The sequence below is a fragment of the Helicobacter mehlei genome, assembly GCF_007280785.1.
Lineage (GTDB): Bacteria > Campylobacterota > Campylobacteria > Campylobacterales > Helicobacteraceae > Helicobacter > Helicobacter mehlei.
In genome coordinates this window covers 38,454-55,861 of the sequence record NZ_VKGC01000009.1, presented here as the reverse complement: position 1 = coordinate 55,861, position 17,408 = coordinate 38,454, and the positions used below count along the sequence as shown (strand labels likewise).

Annotated in this window: 21 protein-coding genes and 1 pseudogene; 8 read left to right on the top strand and 14 right to left on the bottom strand. The window is 46.1% G+C overall.

The features are described from left to right. Positions 1 to 125: 125 nt before the first annotated feature. The 8 genes and pseudogenes from FNE76_RS04815 (at position 126) to fusA (ending at position 8,592) form a co-directional block, all read left to right on the top strand. Entirely contained in the window at positions 126 to 830 is a 705-nt protein-coding gene (locus FNE76_RS04815) for a tetratricopeptide repeat protein (protein WP_143928404.1), read from the top strand. A gap of 15 nt (positions 831 to 845) precedes the next feature. Then, positions 846 to 2,705 (top strand): SEL1-like repeat protein, encoded by a 1,860-nt coding sequence (locus FNE76_RS04810; protein WP_120948272.1) that lies wholly within the window; start codon positions 846 to 848, stop codon positions 2,703 to 2,705. A gap of 17 nt (positions 2,706 to 2,722) precedes the next feature. Next, positions 2,723 to 3,682: an HrgA protein gene (locus FNE76_RS04805; RefSeq protein ID WP_143928403.1), complete on the top strand. Its 960-nt coding sequence runs from the start codon at positions 2,723 to 2,725 to the stop codon at positions 3,680 to 3,682. Then, complete coding sequence (locus tag FNE76_RS08545) at positions 3,683 to 4,405, top strand: hypothetical protein (RefSeq protein WP_235852248.1); 723 nt, start codon at positions 3,683 to 3,685, stop codon at positions 4,403 to 4,405. It abuts the gene before it with no gap. A 109-nt stretch (positions 4,406 to 4,514) separates the two neighbouring features. Further along, positions 4,515 to 5,118: pseudogene (locus FNE76_RS04795) on the top strand (RNA-guided endonuclease InsQ/TnpB family protein); the annotation flags it as partial. Positions 5,119 to 5,616: 498 nt separating this feature from the next. After that, the gene (gene rpsL, locus FNE76_RS04790; RefSeq protein WP_120948270.1) at positions 5,617 to 6,018 is read left to right on the top strand and encodes a 30S ribosomal protein S12; all 402 of its coding nucleotides are present in this window, start codon (positions 5,617 to 5,619) and stop codon (positions 6,016 to 6,018) included. Positions 6,019 to 6,036: 18 nt separating this feature from the next. Beyond that, positions 6,037 to 6,504, top strand: a complete 468-nt coding sequence (gene rpsG, locus FNE76_RS04785; RefSeq protein WP_120948269.1) for a 30S ribosomal protein S7 — start codon at positions 6,037 to 6,039, stop codon at positions 6,502 to 6,504. Positions 6,505 to 6,513: 9 nt separating this feature from the next. Further along, entirely contained in the window at positions 6,514 to 8,592 is a 2,079-nt protein-coding gene (gene fusA, locus FNE76_RS04780) for an elongation factor G (RefSeq protein WP_120948268.1), read from the top strand. A gap of 32 nt (positions 8,593 to 8,624) precedes the next feature. Here the strand turns inward: fusA and FNE76_RS04775 are convergent, their stop codons facing one another. The 14 genes from FNE76_RS04775 to FNE76_RS04715 all read right to left on the bottom strand — a co-directional run bounded on the left by FNE76_RS04775 (position 8,625) and on the right by FNE76_RS04715 (position 17,390). Next, a complete protein-coding gene (locus FNE76_RS04775) occupies positions 8,625 to 9,485 on the bottom strand; it encodes an outer membrane protein (RefSeq protein WP_120948267.1) in 861 nt (286 codons plus the stop codon). A 180-nt stretch (positions 9,486 to 9,665) separates the two neighbouring features. Then, positions 9,666 to 9,830: a hypothetical protein gene (locus tag FNE76_RS08260; RefSeq protein ID WP_162983078.1), complete on the bottom strand. Its 165-nt coding sequence runs from the start codon at positions 9,828 to 9,830 to the stop codon at positions 9,666 to 9,668. An 18-nt stretch (positions 9,831 to 9,848) separates the two neighbouring features. Further along, a complete protein-coding gene (gene rplQ, locus FNE76_RS04770) occupies positions 9,849 to 10,199 on the bottom strand; it encodes a 50S ribosomal protein L17 (RefSeq protein ID WP_120948266.1) in 351 nt (116 codons plus the stop codon). Then, on the bottom strand, positions 10,199 to 11,215 hold the full coding sequence (locus FNE76_RS04765) for a DNA-directed RNA polymerase subunit alpha (RefSeq protein ID WP_120948265.1): 1,017 nt from the start codon (positions 11,213 to 11,215) through the stop codon (positions 10,199 to 10,201). Before FNE76_RS04765 ends, rplQ begins: the two co-directional genes overlap by 1 nt. A 15-nt stretch (positions 11,216 to 11,230) precedes the next feature. Beyond that, positions 11,231 to 11,857 carry a 30S ribosomal protein S4 gene (rpsD, locus tag FNE76_RS04760; protein ID WP_120948264.1) on the bottom strand — a complete coding sequence of 209 codons (627 nt, stop codon included), beginning with the start codon at positions 11,855 to 11,857 and terminating at the stop codon, positions 11,231 to 11,233. A gap of 9 nt (positions 11,858 to 11,866) precedes the next feature. Next, positions 11,867 to 12,259, bottom strand: coding sequence for a 30S ribosomal protein S11 (rpsK, locus tag FNE76_RS04755; protein WP_120948263.1), 393 nt, complete (start codon positions 12,257 to 12,259; stop codon positions 11,867 to 11,869). Between the two features lie 9 nt (positions 12,260 to 12,268). After that, positions 12,269 to 12,631: a 30S ribosomal protein S13 gene (rpsM, locus tag FNE76_RS04750; RefSeq protein ID WP_006016748.1), complete on the bottom strand. Its 363-nt coding sequence runs from the start codon at positions 12,629 to 12,631 to the stop codon at positions 12,269 to 12,271. Between the two features lie 2 nt (positions 12,632 to 12,633). Then, entirely contained in the window at positions 12,634 to 12,747 is a 114-nt protein-coding gene (rpmJ, locus tag FNE76_RS04745) for a 50S ribosomal protein L36 (protein WP_006016749.1), read from the bottom strand. A 60-nt stretch (positions 12,748 to 12,807) separates the two neighbouring features. Next, positions 12,808 to 13,026, bottom strand: coding sequence for a translation initiation factor IF-1 (infA, locus tag FNE76_RS04740; RefSeq protein WP_013890401.1), 219 nt, complete (start codon positions 13,024 to 13,026; stop codon positions 12,808 to 12,810). 27 nt (positions 13,027 to 13,053) lie between these two features. After that, complete coding sequence (era, locus tag FNE76_RS04735; protein ID WP_120948262.1) at positions 13,054 to 13,944, bottom strand: GTPase Era; 891 nt, start codon at positions 13,942 to 13,944, stop codon at positions 13,054 to 13,056. Then, positions 13,941 to 15,266: an HslU--HslV peptidase ATPase subunit gene (gene hslU, locus FNE76_RS04730; protein WP_185962998.1), complete on the bottom strand. Its 1,326-nt coding sequence runs from the start codon at positions 15,264 to 15,266 to the stop codon at positions 13,941 to 13,943. The genes era and hslU overlap by 4 nt, the downstream gene beginning before the upstream one ends. Positions 15,267 to 15,277: 11 nt before the next feature. Continuing rightward, entirely contained in the window at positions 15,278 to 15,820 is a 543-nt protein-coding gene (gene hslV / locus FNE76_RS04725) for an ATP-dependent protease subunit HslV (protein WP_104758768.1), read from the bottom strand. A 5-nt stretch (positions 15,821 to 15,825) separates the two neighbouring features. After that, complete coding sequence (gene rplI, locus FNE76_RS04720; RefSeq protein ID WP_120948261.1) at positions 15,826 to 16,272, bottom strand: 50S ribosomal protein L9; 447 nt, start codon at positions 16,270 to 16,272, stop codon at positions 15,826 to 15,828. Between the two features lie 62 nt (positions 16,273 to 16,334). Next, the gene (locus FNE76_RS04715) at positions 16,335 to 17,390 is read right to left on the bottom strand and encodes an SEL1-like repeat protein (protein WP_120948284.1); all 1,056 of its coding nucleotides are present in this window, start codon (positions 17,388 to 17,390) and stop codon (positions 16,335 to 16,337) included. Between the last annotated feature and the right edge of the window lie 18 nt (positions 17,391 to 17,408).

Below are 17,408 nucleotides of genomic sequence, written 5' to 3'. Positions count from 1 at the left end.
CCCCCCCCCCCCCCCCCCCCCCCCCCCCCCCCCCCCCCCCCCCCCCCCCCCCCCCCCCCCCCCCCCCCCCCCCCACCTCTCTCTAATTCTCTTGCTTTTTTAGCCCTCATTCTTGGGGGGCTCTTATGAAAATCTTTAAATCATGTTCTGTTGTGCTGGGTGGGTGTTTATTAGCCCCTATGTTAAGTGGGTGCTTGGGGGGGTTGTTGGGGAATTCACAACCCCAAGAAACACCCAATCAAATTTTGCAAAAAAAACGCCAAGAGTGGCAGCAGGCTAGGGGGGCTGAGGGGGCTAAACAACGACAGACAGGGCAGTCTTTACAAACACAATGGCAGTCTATACAAACGCAATTAGCCTACAAACGCGCCACATCATACCTAGCAAATCCAAACCAAGTAGGCTATGAAGACTATAGCTATGACGAAGCCCTAACAGACTTGCAAGAAGCCATCAAGGGGGGTAATGCTGATGCGCTGGTGGCACTAGGAGATATGTACTTTAATGCTCAGGGCGTGGCACAAGATGATGCCAAAGCCTTTGACTACTACACCCAAGCCGCTAGCAAAAAAGTTGTTAGCGCATACGCTAGATTAGCCCATATGTATGTCTTTGGTGCAGGCACAAAGCAAGACACTAAAAAAGCCTTAGAATACGCGAATTTAGCCATTCAAGGGCAAAACATGCCCGCCCATTTGACTTTAGCGATCATGTACATCAATGGGATCGGTGTGCCCGAAAATGGCGACAAAGCCCGGGAACATTTAAACATTGCATGCAAAGGCAATGTCAAACAGGCTTGCCAAGTCTTGGATGTCATCGGTCAATAAGCTAAAGGAGAATAGATGAAAACAAAAATGAAGTTTGCGGCTTGTGTTTTGGGGTTGGGAGCGGGCATTTTGGGGGCAAAGCAGTTTGATCCGCAAGAATGCCAATTTCCTTTTAACTACAATGTGATGCATGGGGCAATGAGCGGTTACCAATCCGTTGTAGGTGCTGCCGGATTGACAGAAAAAGATGCCATCGCATGTTTTAAAGTGGCTGTGCAAGCGGGGATTTACACCGCTTATACAGATTTGGGAAACTTGTATCAACAAGCCAAACAATACAAAAAAGCCCTAGAAGCCTACCAAAAGGCCGCTGAAAAGGGCGATGATGCTGCGATGATTCAATTGGGGACTATGTATAGCAGTGGATTGGGGGTTGCCAAAGACTACCACAAGGCGTTTAAATACTTTGAAAAAGCCTCGCTAAAAGGGAATGTTGCAGGACTTGTGGAATTGGGAGTTATGTATGAATATGGCTTGGGGGTGAAAAAAGACTATGCCAAGGCGATGGAGTATTATCAAAAAGGCAAGACAGACAACGAGGGGAATATGGCATTGGGGGCATATGTGCAAATAGGACATTTGTATTTTGAGGGCTTGGGGGTGAAAAAAGACTATGCCAAGGCGATGGAGTATTTGAAGCAAGTAAGCACAAGCGATAACAAAGAGGTAGCCCGAGAAGCAAACCGCATGTTAGGCTCTATTTTTGAAAAGGGGGGCTATGGGGTTGATCAAAATATTAGCCAAGCCCAATTCTATTACAAAGAGGGGGCTAAAGCGGGGGATCAAGAGTCCAAAAAAGACCTCATTAGACTCTTAAACGCTGAGGCTAAGAAATACCAAGATGGGCAAGATTATGACAACGCCCTTAAGCTTTACCAAGAGGTTGCTAATGCAGGCGATCCGGATGGTTATGTCCATATCGGGTTGTTGTATATAGGGGTGCAGGGGGAAAAAGGTGCCCAACAAGCCCTAGAATACTTTCAAAAGGCTACAGATAAGGGCAGTTCTTGGGGTTATGTGGAGCTGGGCAACATGTATAAAGATGGCAAGGGGGTAGCCCAAGACTACCAAGAGGCGATCAACTACTATAAAAAAGGCATGCAAACGGGCAATGCTTTGGGCTACTATAGCATGGCCTCCTTATACCTTGAGGGCAAAGGCGTGCCTAAAAGCCCAACAAAAGCGATCGAGTATTACCAAAAAGCGGCCTCTTTGGGGAAGGGTGATGGTTGGTTTTATATCGGACAAATGTATGAGATGGGGCATGGGGTCAAACAAGATGATGCTAAAGCCATTCAATACTACCAAAAAGCTATCCGAAAGGGGAGTGCCTTGGCTTATGCGCGTCTAGCTAACTTCTATCAAAATGGGCGGGGGGTCAAACAAGACTATGCAAAGGCTATGGAGTTTTACCAACAAGCTGCCAAGTTAGGAGACATTGCAGGTTATGTGGGCATGGGGCAGTTATACAAAAATGGCTATGGGGTGAAACAAGATTATAGCAAAGCCATCAAGTATTACAGAAAGGCTGGAGAGGCAGGGTATTATTCTTTGGCTCTTGCCTCTCAGCAAGGTTTAGGGATGGTGCGCGACTACTTGGGTGCGATTACATACTACAGGCGTGCCATCAACGCGGGCGATACAAGAGGCTACGCTGGTTTGGGCTCACTCTATGAGGGTGGGCACGCCTTCCGCCAAAACTTCGCCAAAGCCTTAGAACTTTATAAAAAAGCAGGGGATGCTGGCTATGCCGGGCTAGGCGCGCTCTATGCAAGGGGTTTAGGCGTGCCTAAAGATGCACAAAAAGCCCAAACATACTACAAAAAAGCCTGCGATCTAGGCTATGAGCAAGCCTGCACGCTTTTAAGCAAATGAACAACGGGGGCTAAGAGATGAAAAAAGACTACCTAGACATTGTCCTAGCCGTGCTCAAAGAGGCAAAAGCCCCCGTGTCCATCCATGCGCTTTATAGCAGGGCACAGGAACTTTACAGCGCGGGCAAGATTAGCCAGATGTTTAGTACAGCAGAAGATGGGACTTATTACCCCGTGTGGTTGGCTTTAAAGAACAAAGAAGACTTGCCCTTTGTGCAGGTTTCACAACGCCCTATCACTATTGCCTTAAAAGAATATGCGCTCAATGCAAAGAGCTCAACCCCGGCTTATGGCAGGATAGAAACCCACCACGAACGCCTATTACACCCTTTACTAGCCCACTTTGCTTACACCAAATGGGGCGCACACACCAAGACCATTTACCACGAAAAAGCCTTAAAGGGCACAAAGGGTAAAAACTCTTGGCTTTATCCGGACATGGTGGGGGCAAGCTTTACCTACCAAAACTTTGAGCCCACCTTGCGCCAATTTGTAGAAAACTTTGGCAATTTGCCCTTGAAACTCTTTTCTTTTGAGCTCAAAAAGGAGATGGATTTAAGCCATTGCAGAGAATATTACTTCCAAGCCATTAGCAACAGCTCTTGGGCGCACGAGGGTTACCTAGTGGTGGAGAAAATCAACACACAAGATAGCGATTTAATGGACTTGCTCAAACGCTTGCACACCAGCTTTGGCATTGGGGTTGTCTTGCTCAATGTGCAAGACATGCAAAAAAGCCAAGTGTTGTTAAACGCCAAATTTAAAGAAAATTTAGATCACGCCATGTTGGGCGAATTGTCCCAAAACAGCCCCGATTTTAAAGACTTCTTAAACGCTTTGACTCTCTATCACGAGGCGATTAAGGCGCACATGAGTGAGCAAACCAACTTTCAAGCCTTTGATAGCGTGCTAGACAAAGCGGCATTGCAAAATTATATCAGTATGGAGATCCTGCAACAAGCCCCCAAAGAGTTATAAATGGCGATTAATAATGTCGTGCAAAGGGGAGGTAAGGTGTGTGCCTACGATGAAAATGGCGAGGAGCTTTTTAGTAAATCTGGGGAGTTGGTGCGCTACACAAGCGATGCCGTATTTGTGAGGCGGGGCAATCGGGTTTGCCAACTTGATATGTATGGCTATGTGGTGGATGGAAATGTTAAGGAAGAGACGCAATCTGGAAATGAGCTTGCAGGTCTTATCTTTCTTGTATTGGGTTTATTCTATGGCCTCTTTTGGCTTCTGCGTTTCTCATTGCGGCACTACCGTATCACATCAGTGATTGTTGTCATTCTTTTTGGGTGTGTTCTGCTAGCAGGTCTTTTTTCCCCAAGTCTTAAGCCACACCAAGAAAAAGCTGTGTCCTTTAGCAAAGATTACAACCACCGGCAACAAGCCTTTCACGATGCCATGGGGCTTTTTACAGAGCAAGAATACAAAAAAGCCCTAGAGCGTTTTATTTGGCTTGCCCAAATCAAATACCGCCCTGCCTTTAGTTCTTACATGGCGGGGCAATGTGCTTATAAAGAGAAACACTACCAAGAAGCCATTAAATTTTATCAACAAAGCCTAGCGATTAAAAAACAGGCAAGCTACACAGCCATTTTATTAGAAAACCTAGCCAATGCCTATAAAGCCCTCAAAGATGAGAAACATTATGCGCATTACAGGCATCTTTTAGAACAACAAAGAGCAAGGGATTGACAATAAGGGCGCAAGATTTAAGCCCCACCCCCTTTTCAAGTTTTGATCTCTTAGAGTGTGCGCGAGAGGGGGGAGCGACTAGCCCTCCAACTTTTCTTTTAACAGCGCGTTGAGCGCGCTAGGGTCTGCCCTTAAAAAAGAGAAGTTTCCTTTTGTTTATGAGGTTACCAAATACGCCAGTCCAGCCTTTTAAGCACTTAAACCTAGCGTTTCAAAAATTCTTTAGAGATTTAAAACTTGGCAAGGTGAGCTACCCCCGATTTAAACGCAAAAGAGAATATCAAGGGAGCTTTTATATTGTGGGCGATGCTATTAAGGCGATTCAAGGCGATACCAAAGACTATCTCAAAGCCCCCAACTTGCCTAAAATCAAGATGACTAAAAAACTAGGATTTCAAGGCAAGATCAATGGTGCAACCATCACGCAAAAGGGAGATAATTTTTTCGTTTCGATCCAAATAGACACCACGCAGGAGGAGTTTAAAGCGCACCACAAGCCCATAAAGAGTCATTGCACTTTAGGTGTGGATACGGGCATTAAAGCCTTTGCTAGTCTATCTAATGGCTTACGAGTCCAAGCACCCAAGCCCTTAAATAGGCTGATAAGATGGCAACAAAGACACTGCAGACAACTTAGCAAAAAACGGCATTGCAAAACCAAGAATGAAGGGATTAAAAAGTCTCGCAACTATCTTAAAGCCAGCTTGCGCCTAAATCGATGACAAGAAACAAATAAGATGGAGTCCGCATTAGAAAACCTAGCGATATTGGAAAGGTTTTGGGCATGGACTGCTAGTGGTGGGTAAAATGTAGCTGGCCGACTTATTGGAACTCAAAGGTTTAGGTGCATGGGTTTAAAAAATTCGAATACAAGCTAAAAATCCCAAAACAAAGGCAGAATATCCTAAAGTCCCTAAGCCCTTAGTTAGGTTGGCTGTCTGGGGTTTTTGGGGTTCTATGGTGCCTTTGGTGGGGACTTTGGTGGGTGCCGGTGTGGTGGCTGTTATGGGAGGGGTGATAAGCCTTAAGAATATTAAGAACGGTCAAAGCGATCAAAATCCTAATACCCTTTGACCCATGCGGACAGCATAGGACTTTGAGCAGATTGCACGCTCTTGATTAACTTAGAACATAAAGCTGGCAAGTCAAGCCAAGATCAAGCTTTTTTAGTGTATAATGAAACTTTTTGAACTTAGCAATAAAGGACAAGTTTGCCTACCATCAACCAATTAATCCGCAAAGAAAGGAAGAAAATCCTTAAAAAGACTAAATCGCCCGCTTTAGTGGAATGTCCTCAAAGACGCGGGGTCTGCACGCGTGTATATACCACAACACCCAAAAAGCCTAACTCTGCCTTGCGTAAAGTGGCTAAGGTGCGTTTGACAAGCAAGTTTGAGGTGATTAGCTATATTCCCGGGGAGGGGCATAATTTGCAAGAACACTCCATTGTGCTTGTGCGCGGTGGCCGGGTAAAAGACTTGCCCGGGGTGAAATACCACATTGTGCGTGGGGCGTTAGATACCGCTGGGGTGAATAAACGCTCTGTATCGCGTAGCAAATATGGGGCTAAGAAAGCTAAGGTAGGGGAACAAAAGGGCAAGCCCAATAAGTAACACAAAAGAGGTGCAAAGATGAGACGAAGAAGAGCTCCCGTTAGGGAGGTGCTAGGCGATCCGGTTTATAATAGCAAGGTAGTTACCAAGTTTATCAACAAGATGATGTATGAGGGCAAAAGAAGCGTGGCTGAGAAAATTATCTACGCTGCCTTGCAAAAAATTGAGGAAAAAAGTGGGGAAAAGGGTATTGAAGTTTTTGAAAAGGCTTTAGAAAATGTCAAGCCCTTAGTGGAGGTGCGCTCACGGCGTGTAGGCGGGGCAACTTACCAAGTGCCCGTCGAGGTGCGCCCAACTAGGCAACAATCCTTGTCGATTCGCTGGATTTTAGAAGCTAGTCGCAAGCGCAATGAGCGCGCCATGGTGGATAAACTAGCCAATGAGTTATTGGATGCAGCCAGCGATAAGGGTGCGGCGTTTAGAAAAAAAGAAGAAATCCACAAAATGGCAGAAGCCAATAAAGCTTTTGCCCATTACCGCTGGTAAGGGGTCTTTATGGCACGCAAAACTCCTTTAGAAAAAATCCGCAATATTGGGATTGCTGCCCACATTGATGCAGGCAAAACCACCACTTCCGAGCGCATTTTGTTTTACACCGGTGTGAGCCACAAAATCGGCGAAGTGCATGACGGCGCGGCCACGATGGACTGGATGGAGCAAGAGAAAGAAAGAGGCATCACCATCACCTCTGCGGCCACCACTTGTTTTTGGAAAGATCACCAAATTAATTTGATTGACACCCCCGGGCATGTGGATTTCACCATTGAGGTTGAGCGATCCATGCGTGTGCTAGATGGTGCGGTGGGGGTTTTTTGCTCAGTAGGTGGGGTACAACCCCAGAGTGAAACCGTGTGGCGACAAGCCAATAAATATGGCGTGCCCCGAATCGTTTTTGTCAATAAGATGGATCGCATCGGGGCAAATTTTTATAGCGTCGAAAACCAAATTAAAGAACGCCTGAAAGCTAACCCTGTGCCCATTAATATTCCCATTGGGGCAGAAGACACTTTTCAGGGTGTGATCGACTTGGTGGCGATGAAAGCCATTATTTGGGCTAATGAGGCGATGGGAGCCAAATATGAAGTCCAAGACATCCCTAGCGATTTGCAAGCCAAAGCCCAAGAGTACCGCGACAAACTCTTAGAGGCGGTGGCTGAACAAGATGAAACTTTGATGGAGAAGTATTTGGGTGGGGAGACTTTGAGTGTGGAGGAGATTAAAAGAGGCATTAAGCTAGGATGCTTGAACATGTCCTTGATCCCTATGCTCTGTGGGTCTTCTTTTAAAAATAAGGGTGTGCAAACTCTATTAGATGCGGTGATTGACTATCTACCCGCCCCCACAGAAGTAGCCGACATCAAGGGGGTTGATCCTAGAAATGAAGAAGAAATCAAGGTGCAATCTAGCGATGAGGGGGATTTTGCCGGGTTGGCTTTTAAGATCATGACCGATCCCTTTGTGGGGCAACTCACTTTTGTGCGTGCTTACCGGGGCAAGCTTGAATCGGGGAGTTATATTTACAACTCCACGAAGGATAAAAAGGAGCGCGTAGGGCGACTCTTAAAAATGCACTCCAACAAGCGTGAGGACATCAAGGAAGTTTATGCTGGGGAAATTTGCGCCTTTGTAGGGCTCAAAGACACACTGACTGGTGACACCCTTTGTCATGAGAAAAGCCCGGTAGTGTTGGAACGGATGGAGTTTCCTGAGCCTGTGATCCACATCGCCGTAGAGCCCAAAACCAAAGCCGACCAAGAAAAAATGGGCGTGGCTTTGGGAAAACTGGCTGAAGAAGACCCCAGCTTTAGGGTGATGACCCAAGAGGAAACGGGGCAAACCTTGATCGGCGGGATGGGTGAATTGCACCTTGAGATCATCGTGGATCGCTTGAAACGGGAGTTTAAAGTCGAGGCGGAGGTGGGCCAACCCCAAGTCGCCTTTAGAGAAACCATTAGAAGCGCGGTGCAAAAAGAGCATAAATACGCCAAACAATCCGGCGGGCGTGGGCAATACGGGCATGTCTTTATTAAGCTTGAGCCTAAAGATCCGGGCACAGGTTATGAGTTTGTCAATGAAATCAGCGGGGGCGTGATCCCCAAAGAGTATATCCCGGCGGTGGATAAGGGCATCCAAGAGGCGATGCAAAGCGGGGTGCTCGCCGGCTATCCGGTCGTGGATTGTAAAGTTACCCTATATGATGGCAGTTACCACGAAGTGGATTCTTCAGAGATGGCCTTTAAAATCGCCGGCTCTATGGCGTTTAAAGAGGCTTGCCGTGCGGCTAACCCTGTGCTTTTAGAGCCCATGATGAAGGTAGAAGTGGAAGTGCCCGAGGAGTATATGGGTGATGTGATTGGGGATTTAAACCGCCGCAGGGGGCAAATCAACGCGATGGACGACAGATTGGGGCTTAAAATCGTCAATGCCTTTGTGCCTTTGGTGGAAATGTTTGGCTACTCCACCGATCTGCGCTCTGCTACGCAAGGACGGGGCACTTATTCTATGGAGTTTGATCACTACGGCGAAGTCCCCGCTAACATCGCTAAGGAAATTGTGGAAAAGAGGAAGGGGTAAAGGGGCTTTGCCCCCTAAAGTTATTCTAGCCTTTAAAAATTGACAACATAATTGACGAACGCTACAATGTTGCGTCTGAGAATGAGTGTGCTGTCGATCTTAATTTTAAGCATTCTCCCCATTGCATAAGTGCCCCTATCGGCATAGTAAAGGTTGTTGATAGTCGGAATCCGCACGCCCACCTCAAAACCTTGATGTTTGGTAAAATTAAACCTAAACCCTAGATTGACAAGGAGTTGCACAAAAGCAGGTGAGAAAGAAGATTTGAGGCCAGGATAGAATTTATGGTTAATGCGCACTTGTTCATTAAAGAATTCGTTCATTGTGATACAACCACTAGAGCCACCCCCGCGTTTGTGGATAGATGACCAACGGCATTGTTTATCCTTGCCCATTGACCAAGAGCTCCACCCCACCATCACGCCTGCAAAAACACCAAAAGAACGCTTATTGCTATCATAGAAGTTGTAGAGCATGTCCATCCCCCCACCATAGAAAAGATTAGTGCCGGGCTGATCGGTAACAACAAATTTAGGATCGGCATTGCTATTCTCAACAGAGTTAGCATACCCTGTCTGCCCACTAAAAAAGCCATAGAGACGCAAGCCAAAGCGTCTTGTTTGACCAAAGAACAGCTTATAACCCACTTGGATATTCCCCCCAAAAAGATTGCCATTGTAGGGGTTTTTGATTTTGGTTGTCAAGGTGGGTGTTCCTGGTATTGTGTATTGCATAACCGTATCTTGCTTGAAAGCACCCGAAGCGTAAGAATACTGGAATCCCCCTTCTATGAATACACCGCTACTCTCTGCACCTAAAGGGAGCAAGGAGAAAAACCCTATTCCAAAAAAGACTCGTGTCTCCCGCACAAGTTGTTTAAGAACCATTCTCATTTAGCACTCCTTTTTCTATAAGCTTGTTCTAAAGTGGTTGAGGCTAACTTGCGTGTTTTTCTCAAAATAATCGAGCTTGAGGGCTCTTGCTTAAGAGTGTAGGGGATAAAAAGATTGTTGGTAGATGGGTGGAGCATGGTCTTTTATCGGGCTAGTGCCCGCTCCAAACTTGGGTAAGCCCTACAAGTTCATATTAGGCAACACGCTAGAGCTATGCGCAACAAACATGACCAGTTCCACCAACCACATCGTTACAAAGAGCCCAAAGGCTAACCGCTCCCATGCAGGTTTAAAAAAGATGATCGCTACCACGATCAGAGTAACGGCAAATCCCAAAAATTCCATGTGCCCTCCTAAGAAAGGCTAAATAAAGGCAATAGAAGCCAAAACAGAGGCATCGCCCCTTCTAATGGCACTCCTATGGATGCTGGTATACCCCCCCTTGCGTTCGGCATACTTGGGAGCAATCTGGGTAACTAGCTTGTGTGTAGCCCTCTTGTGTTGCAAATAAGCAAAGACTTGGCGGTGGGCGTTAAAGTCGCCTTTTTTGGCAACACTAACCAGTTTTTCGATGTAGGAGCGCAACTCCTTGGCCTTAAAGACACCCGTTTCAATTTTTTCATACTCAATCAAAGAGATAGCTAGGTTTTTGAGCAACGCTTTTCTGTGGGAACTCGTCCTGCCTAATTTTCTAAACCGATTCTTGTGGCGCATTAGTTTTCCTCATTTTTCATTTTGTCAATCTTGGCTTTCAAAGAAGCTTTAAAGTCGCTGGAAAGATCAGAACCCACGGGGTACTTTAACTGCTCGAGTTTTTCAGCAATCTCATCGTAGGACTTTTTACCCAAGTTCTTAATGCCCTTGAGCTCGTAACTGTCCATCAAAACTAACTCACCGACATACTTAATCCCGATTTTGTCCAAACAATTAAAACAGCGTGCGCTTAGATTAAGTTCTTCGACCTTCATGGTCAATTCCTTGACCTCTAGGCTGTCTTCCAAATGCCCGTGCGCGGCTTTAAAGTCTGCCATGTTCCCATTGAAGATATGTAACTGGGCATTCATGGTTTTGATCGCTTCTTGGAAGGCGTGCTGGGGGTCAATCTGCCCATCGCTTTCAATCTCAAAGATCACTTTTTCAAAATTAGGGTTGCCATCTACAAGTATATTTTCGATGTTATAGACGACCTTTTTAATGGGGGTGAAGTAGGCATCTAGGGGGATGTAGTCGCTGGAGATGTAGCCTCTAATGATCTCACTGGGCACATAACCCATGCCCTTTTGCAAAATAATAGAAAAATCCAACTGAATATCCTCGTTGATGGTGGCTAGGTAGGCTTGCTGATCCACCACATCCACTTCTTCATTGATCAAATCTTTGCCACTCAACTTAGCCGGACCTTTGAAGGAATAATGCACCACCACCTGGTCATTGGGGGCATTTTCTAAGTGCTTGCCCACTAAGCGGATATTTTTTAAGTTGGCAATAAACAATGCCACATCTTCGGACATTCCACGTAACGAATCAAACTCATGGGCAATATTTTCAATCTTGATTCCAATAGGCGCATACCCCACAGAGCTTTGCAAGAGTAGGCGGCGGATGGGGTGCGCTAGGGTGATGGCATACCCACTCTCAAAAGCAGAGACACAGACCTTGATATGTCTGTCGCTAATCTTTTCCACACTAATGTCCGTAGGGACATGGGGAGCGACTTTAATCACTTTCATCAGAGCACCGCCCTCTTATTTAGAATAAAGCTCAACAATCAAGCGTTCTTCAATGGGGATCACCACTTCGTCCCTTTCAGGGTAGCGGGTAAAAACACCCATTTTTTGATCTTGATCCACATCAATCCAAGGGGCGATCCCCACTTGGTTGCTTAGCTCCACAGCGCGCATGATTTGGGCATTCTGCTTACTTTTTTCCCTAATCTCTACCTTTTGCCCGCTTTTAATAAAAGCCGAAGGAATATCCATGCGTTTGCCATCTACCAGCACATGTCCGTGGGTTACCAGCTGACGCGCAAAACTCCTCGTGGTTGCAAAGCCCATGCGATAAACCACATTGTCTAAACGCCTTTCTAGCAAACGCACTAAATTTTCTCCCGTATTGCCCTCCATACGGTTGGCTTCAACGAAAATAGAGCGGAATTGTTTTTCGGAAATACCATACATGGCCTTGGCTTTTTGCTTTTCTCTTAGCTGCAAGCCATAATCTGAAATTTTACCTCTTCTTTGCCCATGTTGTCCGGGTCCATAGGCGCGCTTATCCACAGCACTTTTGCCACTCAAGCGGCGCTCACCTTTTAGGGCTAAAGAAATGCCAAACCGACGTTCTAGTTTCTCCACTGCACCTCTGTATCTTGCCATGTCTGCTCCTTACACTCTTCTTCTCTTGGGTGGCCGGCAACCATTGTGTGGTAAGGGCGTTACATCCTTGATCCAAAGCACCTTAATGCCCTCCACACTCCCCACACTCTTAATAGCCGTCTCACGCCCGCTACCTGGACCCTGCACCTTGATCCCCACTTCTTTAAGTCCATGTTCTTTAGCTTTCACCATGGCATTTTCGACAGCTTGCTGGGCGGCATAGGGCGTGGATTTTTTAGAACCTCTAAAGCCTAGCCCTCCAGCGGTCGCCCAACAAATGACATTGCCCATTTCATCGGTAACGGTGATGTTGGTATTATTAAATGAGGCTGCAATATGCACCACGCCCCGTGCAATATTCTTTTTAACAACTCTCTTTTTGACGCCTGTTCGTTTTGCCATCTGTGCTCCTTACTTGCTACCCACGGTTTTTTTCTTGCCTTTGCGGGTGCGGGCGTTGTTTTTCGTGGTTTGTCCGCGCACTGGCAGGCCCTTGCGGTGTCTAATCCCTCTATAGCTCCCCAAATCCATCAAAGCTTTAATATCCATCTGCACCTTTTTACGCAAATCCCCCTCCACGACATAGTTGGCTTGAATCTCTTTGGTGATGCTAGACACTTCATCCTCGCTCAATTCATGTACTCTTTTATCCAAAGAGATTTGCACTTTGGCTAAAATATCCCGTGAGCTCTTTAAACCCACACCATAGATATAAGTTAGGGCGTATTCTACACGTTTTTTCTTGGGTAAATCTACCCCTGCAATCCTTGCCATATTTATCCTTGTCTTTGTTTGTGTTTGGGGGTAACGCAAATCACGCGGATCACACCCCGCCTTTTAATGACCTTGCATTTATCGCACATTTTCTTAACAGAAGGTCTCACTTTCATCTCAATCTCCTTATGCAAAACTTCTACTCTATTTTATCATCACTTAAAAAACACTTAAGTTCATTTGTAGCGGAAAGTGATCCGCCCTTTATCCAAGCTATAAGGCGTGAGTTCCAAACGCACCCGATCGCCTAGAGCAATCCGGATATAATGCATGCGCATCTTGCCCGAAATGCGGCACAACACGATATGCTTATTCTCCAACTCGACTTTAAAGGTAGCATTGGGCAAGCACTCAATCACCCGCCCATCCACCTCAATCACATCATCTTTCGCCATTTAAATCTCCGCTTCAATTAAAAGCCCTCATTCTACCACATAGCCCATTTTTTTTAACTGATCTTTGTGAGAACTCCAATGCTTTTGCACAACGACCTCTAGCTCCAAAAACACCTTTTTTTGCCCAAAATCCTGCATTTTAAGCCGTGCAACCCGTCCAATCTTTTTGATCACTTGTGCGTTTTTGCCAATAACCATCTTTTTTTGGCTCTCTTTAGCCACAATGATTTGTGCCTTGATTTTGTCTAAATATTTGCTCTCTTGGAAACTGAGAATCAAAACATCGCTCTCGTAGGGGATTTCATCACTCAAAAATTGGAAAATCTGCTCGCGAATCATCTCTTGGTAAATTTCCTTGATCTGTGCATCGCTGATTTGATCGCTATCATAATAAAAGGAGCTAGAGGGCAAGAGTGGGGCTAGCTGGGCTAATAGAACCTCTAAATTTTGCAACTTAGAGGCACTCAAGGGCACTAGTGCCTGAAACTTCGTGGCAAAGGGCTGGTAGTCTCGCATTTTGGCTAGAATTTGGGCGGGCGTGGCGGTGTCAATTTTATTAAGGGCGACGATATGGGGTTGGTGGCATAATTTCAAAAACTCCAAATACCCTTGCAAACCATCATGCACGCTGGCTAAAAACACGGCTACATCACAGCCTGTTAAAGCACGCAAGCTCTCTTGCACCATCACTCGGTTTAAAAGTTTGTTAGAGTGGCACAGACCCGGGGTGTCCAAAAAAATCATTTGGCATTCTATGTTGTCTTGGTCCGTATAGGGGATAATCGCCTTTAGGGCTTTGCGCGTGGCATTGGCCTTGTGTGAGATCAAGGCTATTTGGGTATTTAAGAGGGCATTTAATAGCGTGCTCTTGCCCGCATTGGGGCGGCCTATGAGTGCAATAAAGCCCGCTTTAGTCATAAAATAAAACGAGTCGCATCCACATTATCAACCAAGTTTTGCAAGCGTTGGCTCACATATTCCTTAGTGATTTGGAAACGCTCTCCCTTGTATTCAGAAGCACTAAAGCTAATGTCCTCTAGCACCTTTTCAATGGTGGTGTGCAAGCGGCGCGCGCCAATGTCCTCTGCGTTTTGGTTAGCCAAATAAGAGAGTTTGGCTAATTCTCTTAAGGCTTCAGGCTCAAAGACTAAATCTACATCTTCAACAGCCAACAAGGCTTGGTATTGCTTGATGATAGAAGTCTTGGTTTGGGTGAGGATTTTATACATGCTCTCCTCAGAGAGGCTTTCTAGCTCCGCGCGTAAGGGGAAGCGCCCTTGTAACTCGGGGATCAAGTCGCTAGGTTTGCTCAAGTGAAACGCCCCAGCGGCAATGAACAGGATATGATCGGTGCTAATGGGTCCGTACTTGGTGTGAATCGTGCTCCCCTCAATGATGGGCAACAAGTCGCGTTGCACACCCTCTTTACTAGGGTCTTGCCGCCCGCCCTCCTTGACACCCACCGCGATTTTATCAATCTCATCAATGAAGATCACACCTGATTGGGCTGCCCTTTTTAATCCCTCGCGTTGCACCATCTCCATATCCAAGATCGCTTGGGAGACATCATGTCTTAATGCCTCTTTGGCCTCTTTGATTGTCATTTCTTTGGTAACTTTTTCGCCCTCTTTGTTGAAAACCTTAATCAAGCTTTCTTGCACCTTGACAATTTCTGGGGGCATGTTATTAAAATCTCCCTCTAGGTGTTTCTTGTGCAACTCGATCTCTATTTTTTGCTGATCAAGTGCATTGCTACGCACCTTGTCCTTAATCTTGGCAAAACTCAAAGCATATTCTTGTTTTTTGTCCGCACTCACACCACTAGGCAGAGCAGGCAATAACTTTTTGGCGATGCGCTCCACAATGAGCTCTTCAATTTTCTCTTTGTTTTTCTCTTTTTCCTCATTTTCCACCAAGTGGATACTGGTAGCGACCAAATCGCGCACCATCGACTCTACATCACGCCCCACAAAGCCCACCTCCGTGTATTTGCTCGCCTCTACCTTGATAAAAGGAAACCCCTTCACTTTGGCTGCACGGCGTGCGATCTCGGTTTTACCCACGCCCGTAGAGCCGATCATTAAAATATTTTTGGGGGTGATCTCTTCTTGGATGTCCGCACTCACTTGCAAACGCCGCCAGCGGTTACGCAAAGCAATGGCGATTGTCTTTTTAGCCTCATGTTGTCCGATGATATAATCATCTAGGTAAGCCACAATTTCTTGGGGCGTTAAATCCATTCCATCTTTCATCAAAGTTCCAAGATTTTAATGTTTTGGTTGGTGTAAATGCAAAGATTGCCCGCAATTTTGAGCGACTCTTCCACAAGAGTTTTGGGCTCTAGTTTGGCGAATTGATCCAGTGCGCGGGCGGCACTCAAAGCGTAATTGCCTCCACTTCCAATGGCAGCGATTTTGCCATCTTCAGGCTCGACTACATCACCCGTCCCGCTCAAAATAAAAATGGATTGTTTGTTAAGCACAATCATCATCGCCTCTAAACGGCGCAAAAACTTATCCTTACGCCACTCTTTGCTAAAATCCACCACGCTTTTAAACAAATCCCCCTTCTTGCCCTCCAAAATGCGCTCAAACATGTCAAACAAACTAAAGGCATCGGCGGTGCTACCCGCAAATCCGCTTAAAATCTGCCCGTGGTGCAAGGTGCGGATTTTTGTCGCATTGCCTTTGAGCACGCAATTATTAAAGCTAACCTGCCCATCTCCGCCAATAATGGCATAATCCTTGCCTTCAAAATGCGTCTTATAGCCTAAAATCGTGGTGGCGTGGAACATCCTACCTACTCAGCCACGACATCTACTTTTAATACGCCATGCACGCCTAGTCCAAGCTTGACCTCAATTTCGTAAATCCCCGTGCTTTTGATAGGGGTTTTGAGCTCTAGGGTCTTTTTGTCTAAGTTAATGGGGTGACTGGCATGCAACGCCTCAATGACCTCTTCTTTGGTGATCGAGCCAAAGAGCGCGCCATTTGCCCCGACTTTTTTAACGATCCTAAGCGTGATATTCTCTAGGGTTTTGGCTAGCTCTTGCTTATTGGCTAAGTCTTGAGCCTCTTGCTCAGCACGTTTTTTAGCACTGGCTTTGTACTTGTTGATCACCTCGTTGGTGGCTAGTTGGGCTAGGGATTTGGCGATTAAAAAGTTATTGCCATACCCGTCCTTGACCTCAACCACATCGCCTGCCTTGCCTAGATTTTTCACATCTTGTAATAACAACACTTTCATCGCGATCCTTTTTTGCAGATTTGCCATTATAGGGCGTTTAGTTTAAAGTGTCTTTAAGTGCTCTAGCGCAAACTCGGGTCTAGTGGCGCGAACAAATGCCCGTAATTGGGATTATCCCGCAAGAGTTTATTTTTAAAGACGCTGTAATTATTACACCCAGATTGCAAGCCATAACTACACACATACGAAAAGAGATCGAGAGCGCGTTTATCGCTTTGAGGCACACCCAAGCCCTTTTGATACAATACCCCCAAATTATTGCAACTAGACAAATTCCCCCCATCGCACGCCAACTGAAAATATTTTGAGGCATAAAAGTTATTCACAGGCACGCCATTAGCCCCCTTGGCATATATCCAACCCAAGTTGGCGCAACCCTGAATGTCTCCCGCATTACAAGCCAAATAATTAAGATCGACCGTGCTCAATTGTGCTTTATCAATGCCATAGATATTTTTAACATTGCTCATCAGACCCAAATTATAACAACCCAAATCGCTCCCATTGTCGCACGCGTATTTGTAATATTCTAGGGCTTTGTAATAATTCTTAGGTACACCCACCCCATTAGCATACATCCATGCTAAATTATTGCACGCCAACACATCGCCCCCAGAGCATCCCACTGCATAGAGTTGGGCGGCTTTTTCTTTGTCATCAGGGGTCGGATTTTGTTTGTAGTCATAGGTTTGGGCTAAGTTGGCACACGCACTCGCATCGCCCCCGCTACAGCCCATTTCGTAATAACGCGTAGCTTTTTCTGGGTCACTTTGAATCCCCACGCCATTATCATACATCGTGCCCACCGCAAAACAGCCCGCTGGGTTACCCTGATCGCAAGATTTAGCAAAGAGTTTAAAAGCACTGCGGTAATCGCCGACCTTGATTGCGCTAATGCCCGCACTCAAAGCATCTTGTGCCACTGCTGGGGGAGTTAGGCGATCATTCATCGGGGGCTGGGCTTGGGGGGTTGTAAGAGGGGGTTTAGTAGGTTGTTGTTGGCTTAGGGGTTGGTTGGTTTGGGGATTGTTGGGGGCTTGCTGGTTAGGGGTATCTTGGGCGCATAAAAACGCACCCATGAAGAGGACAGCCAAAACCCATCTCACACTCATTAACATCATGTCCCACCTTGATAA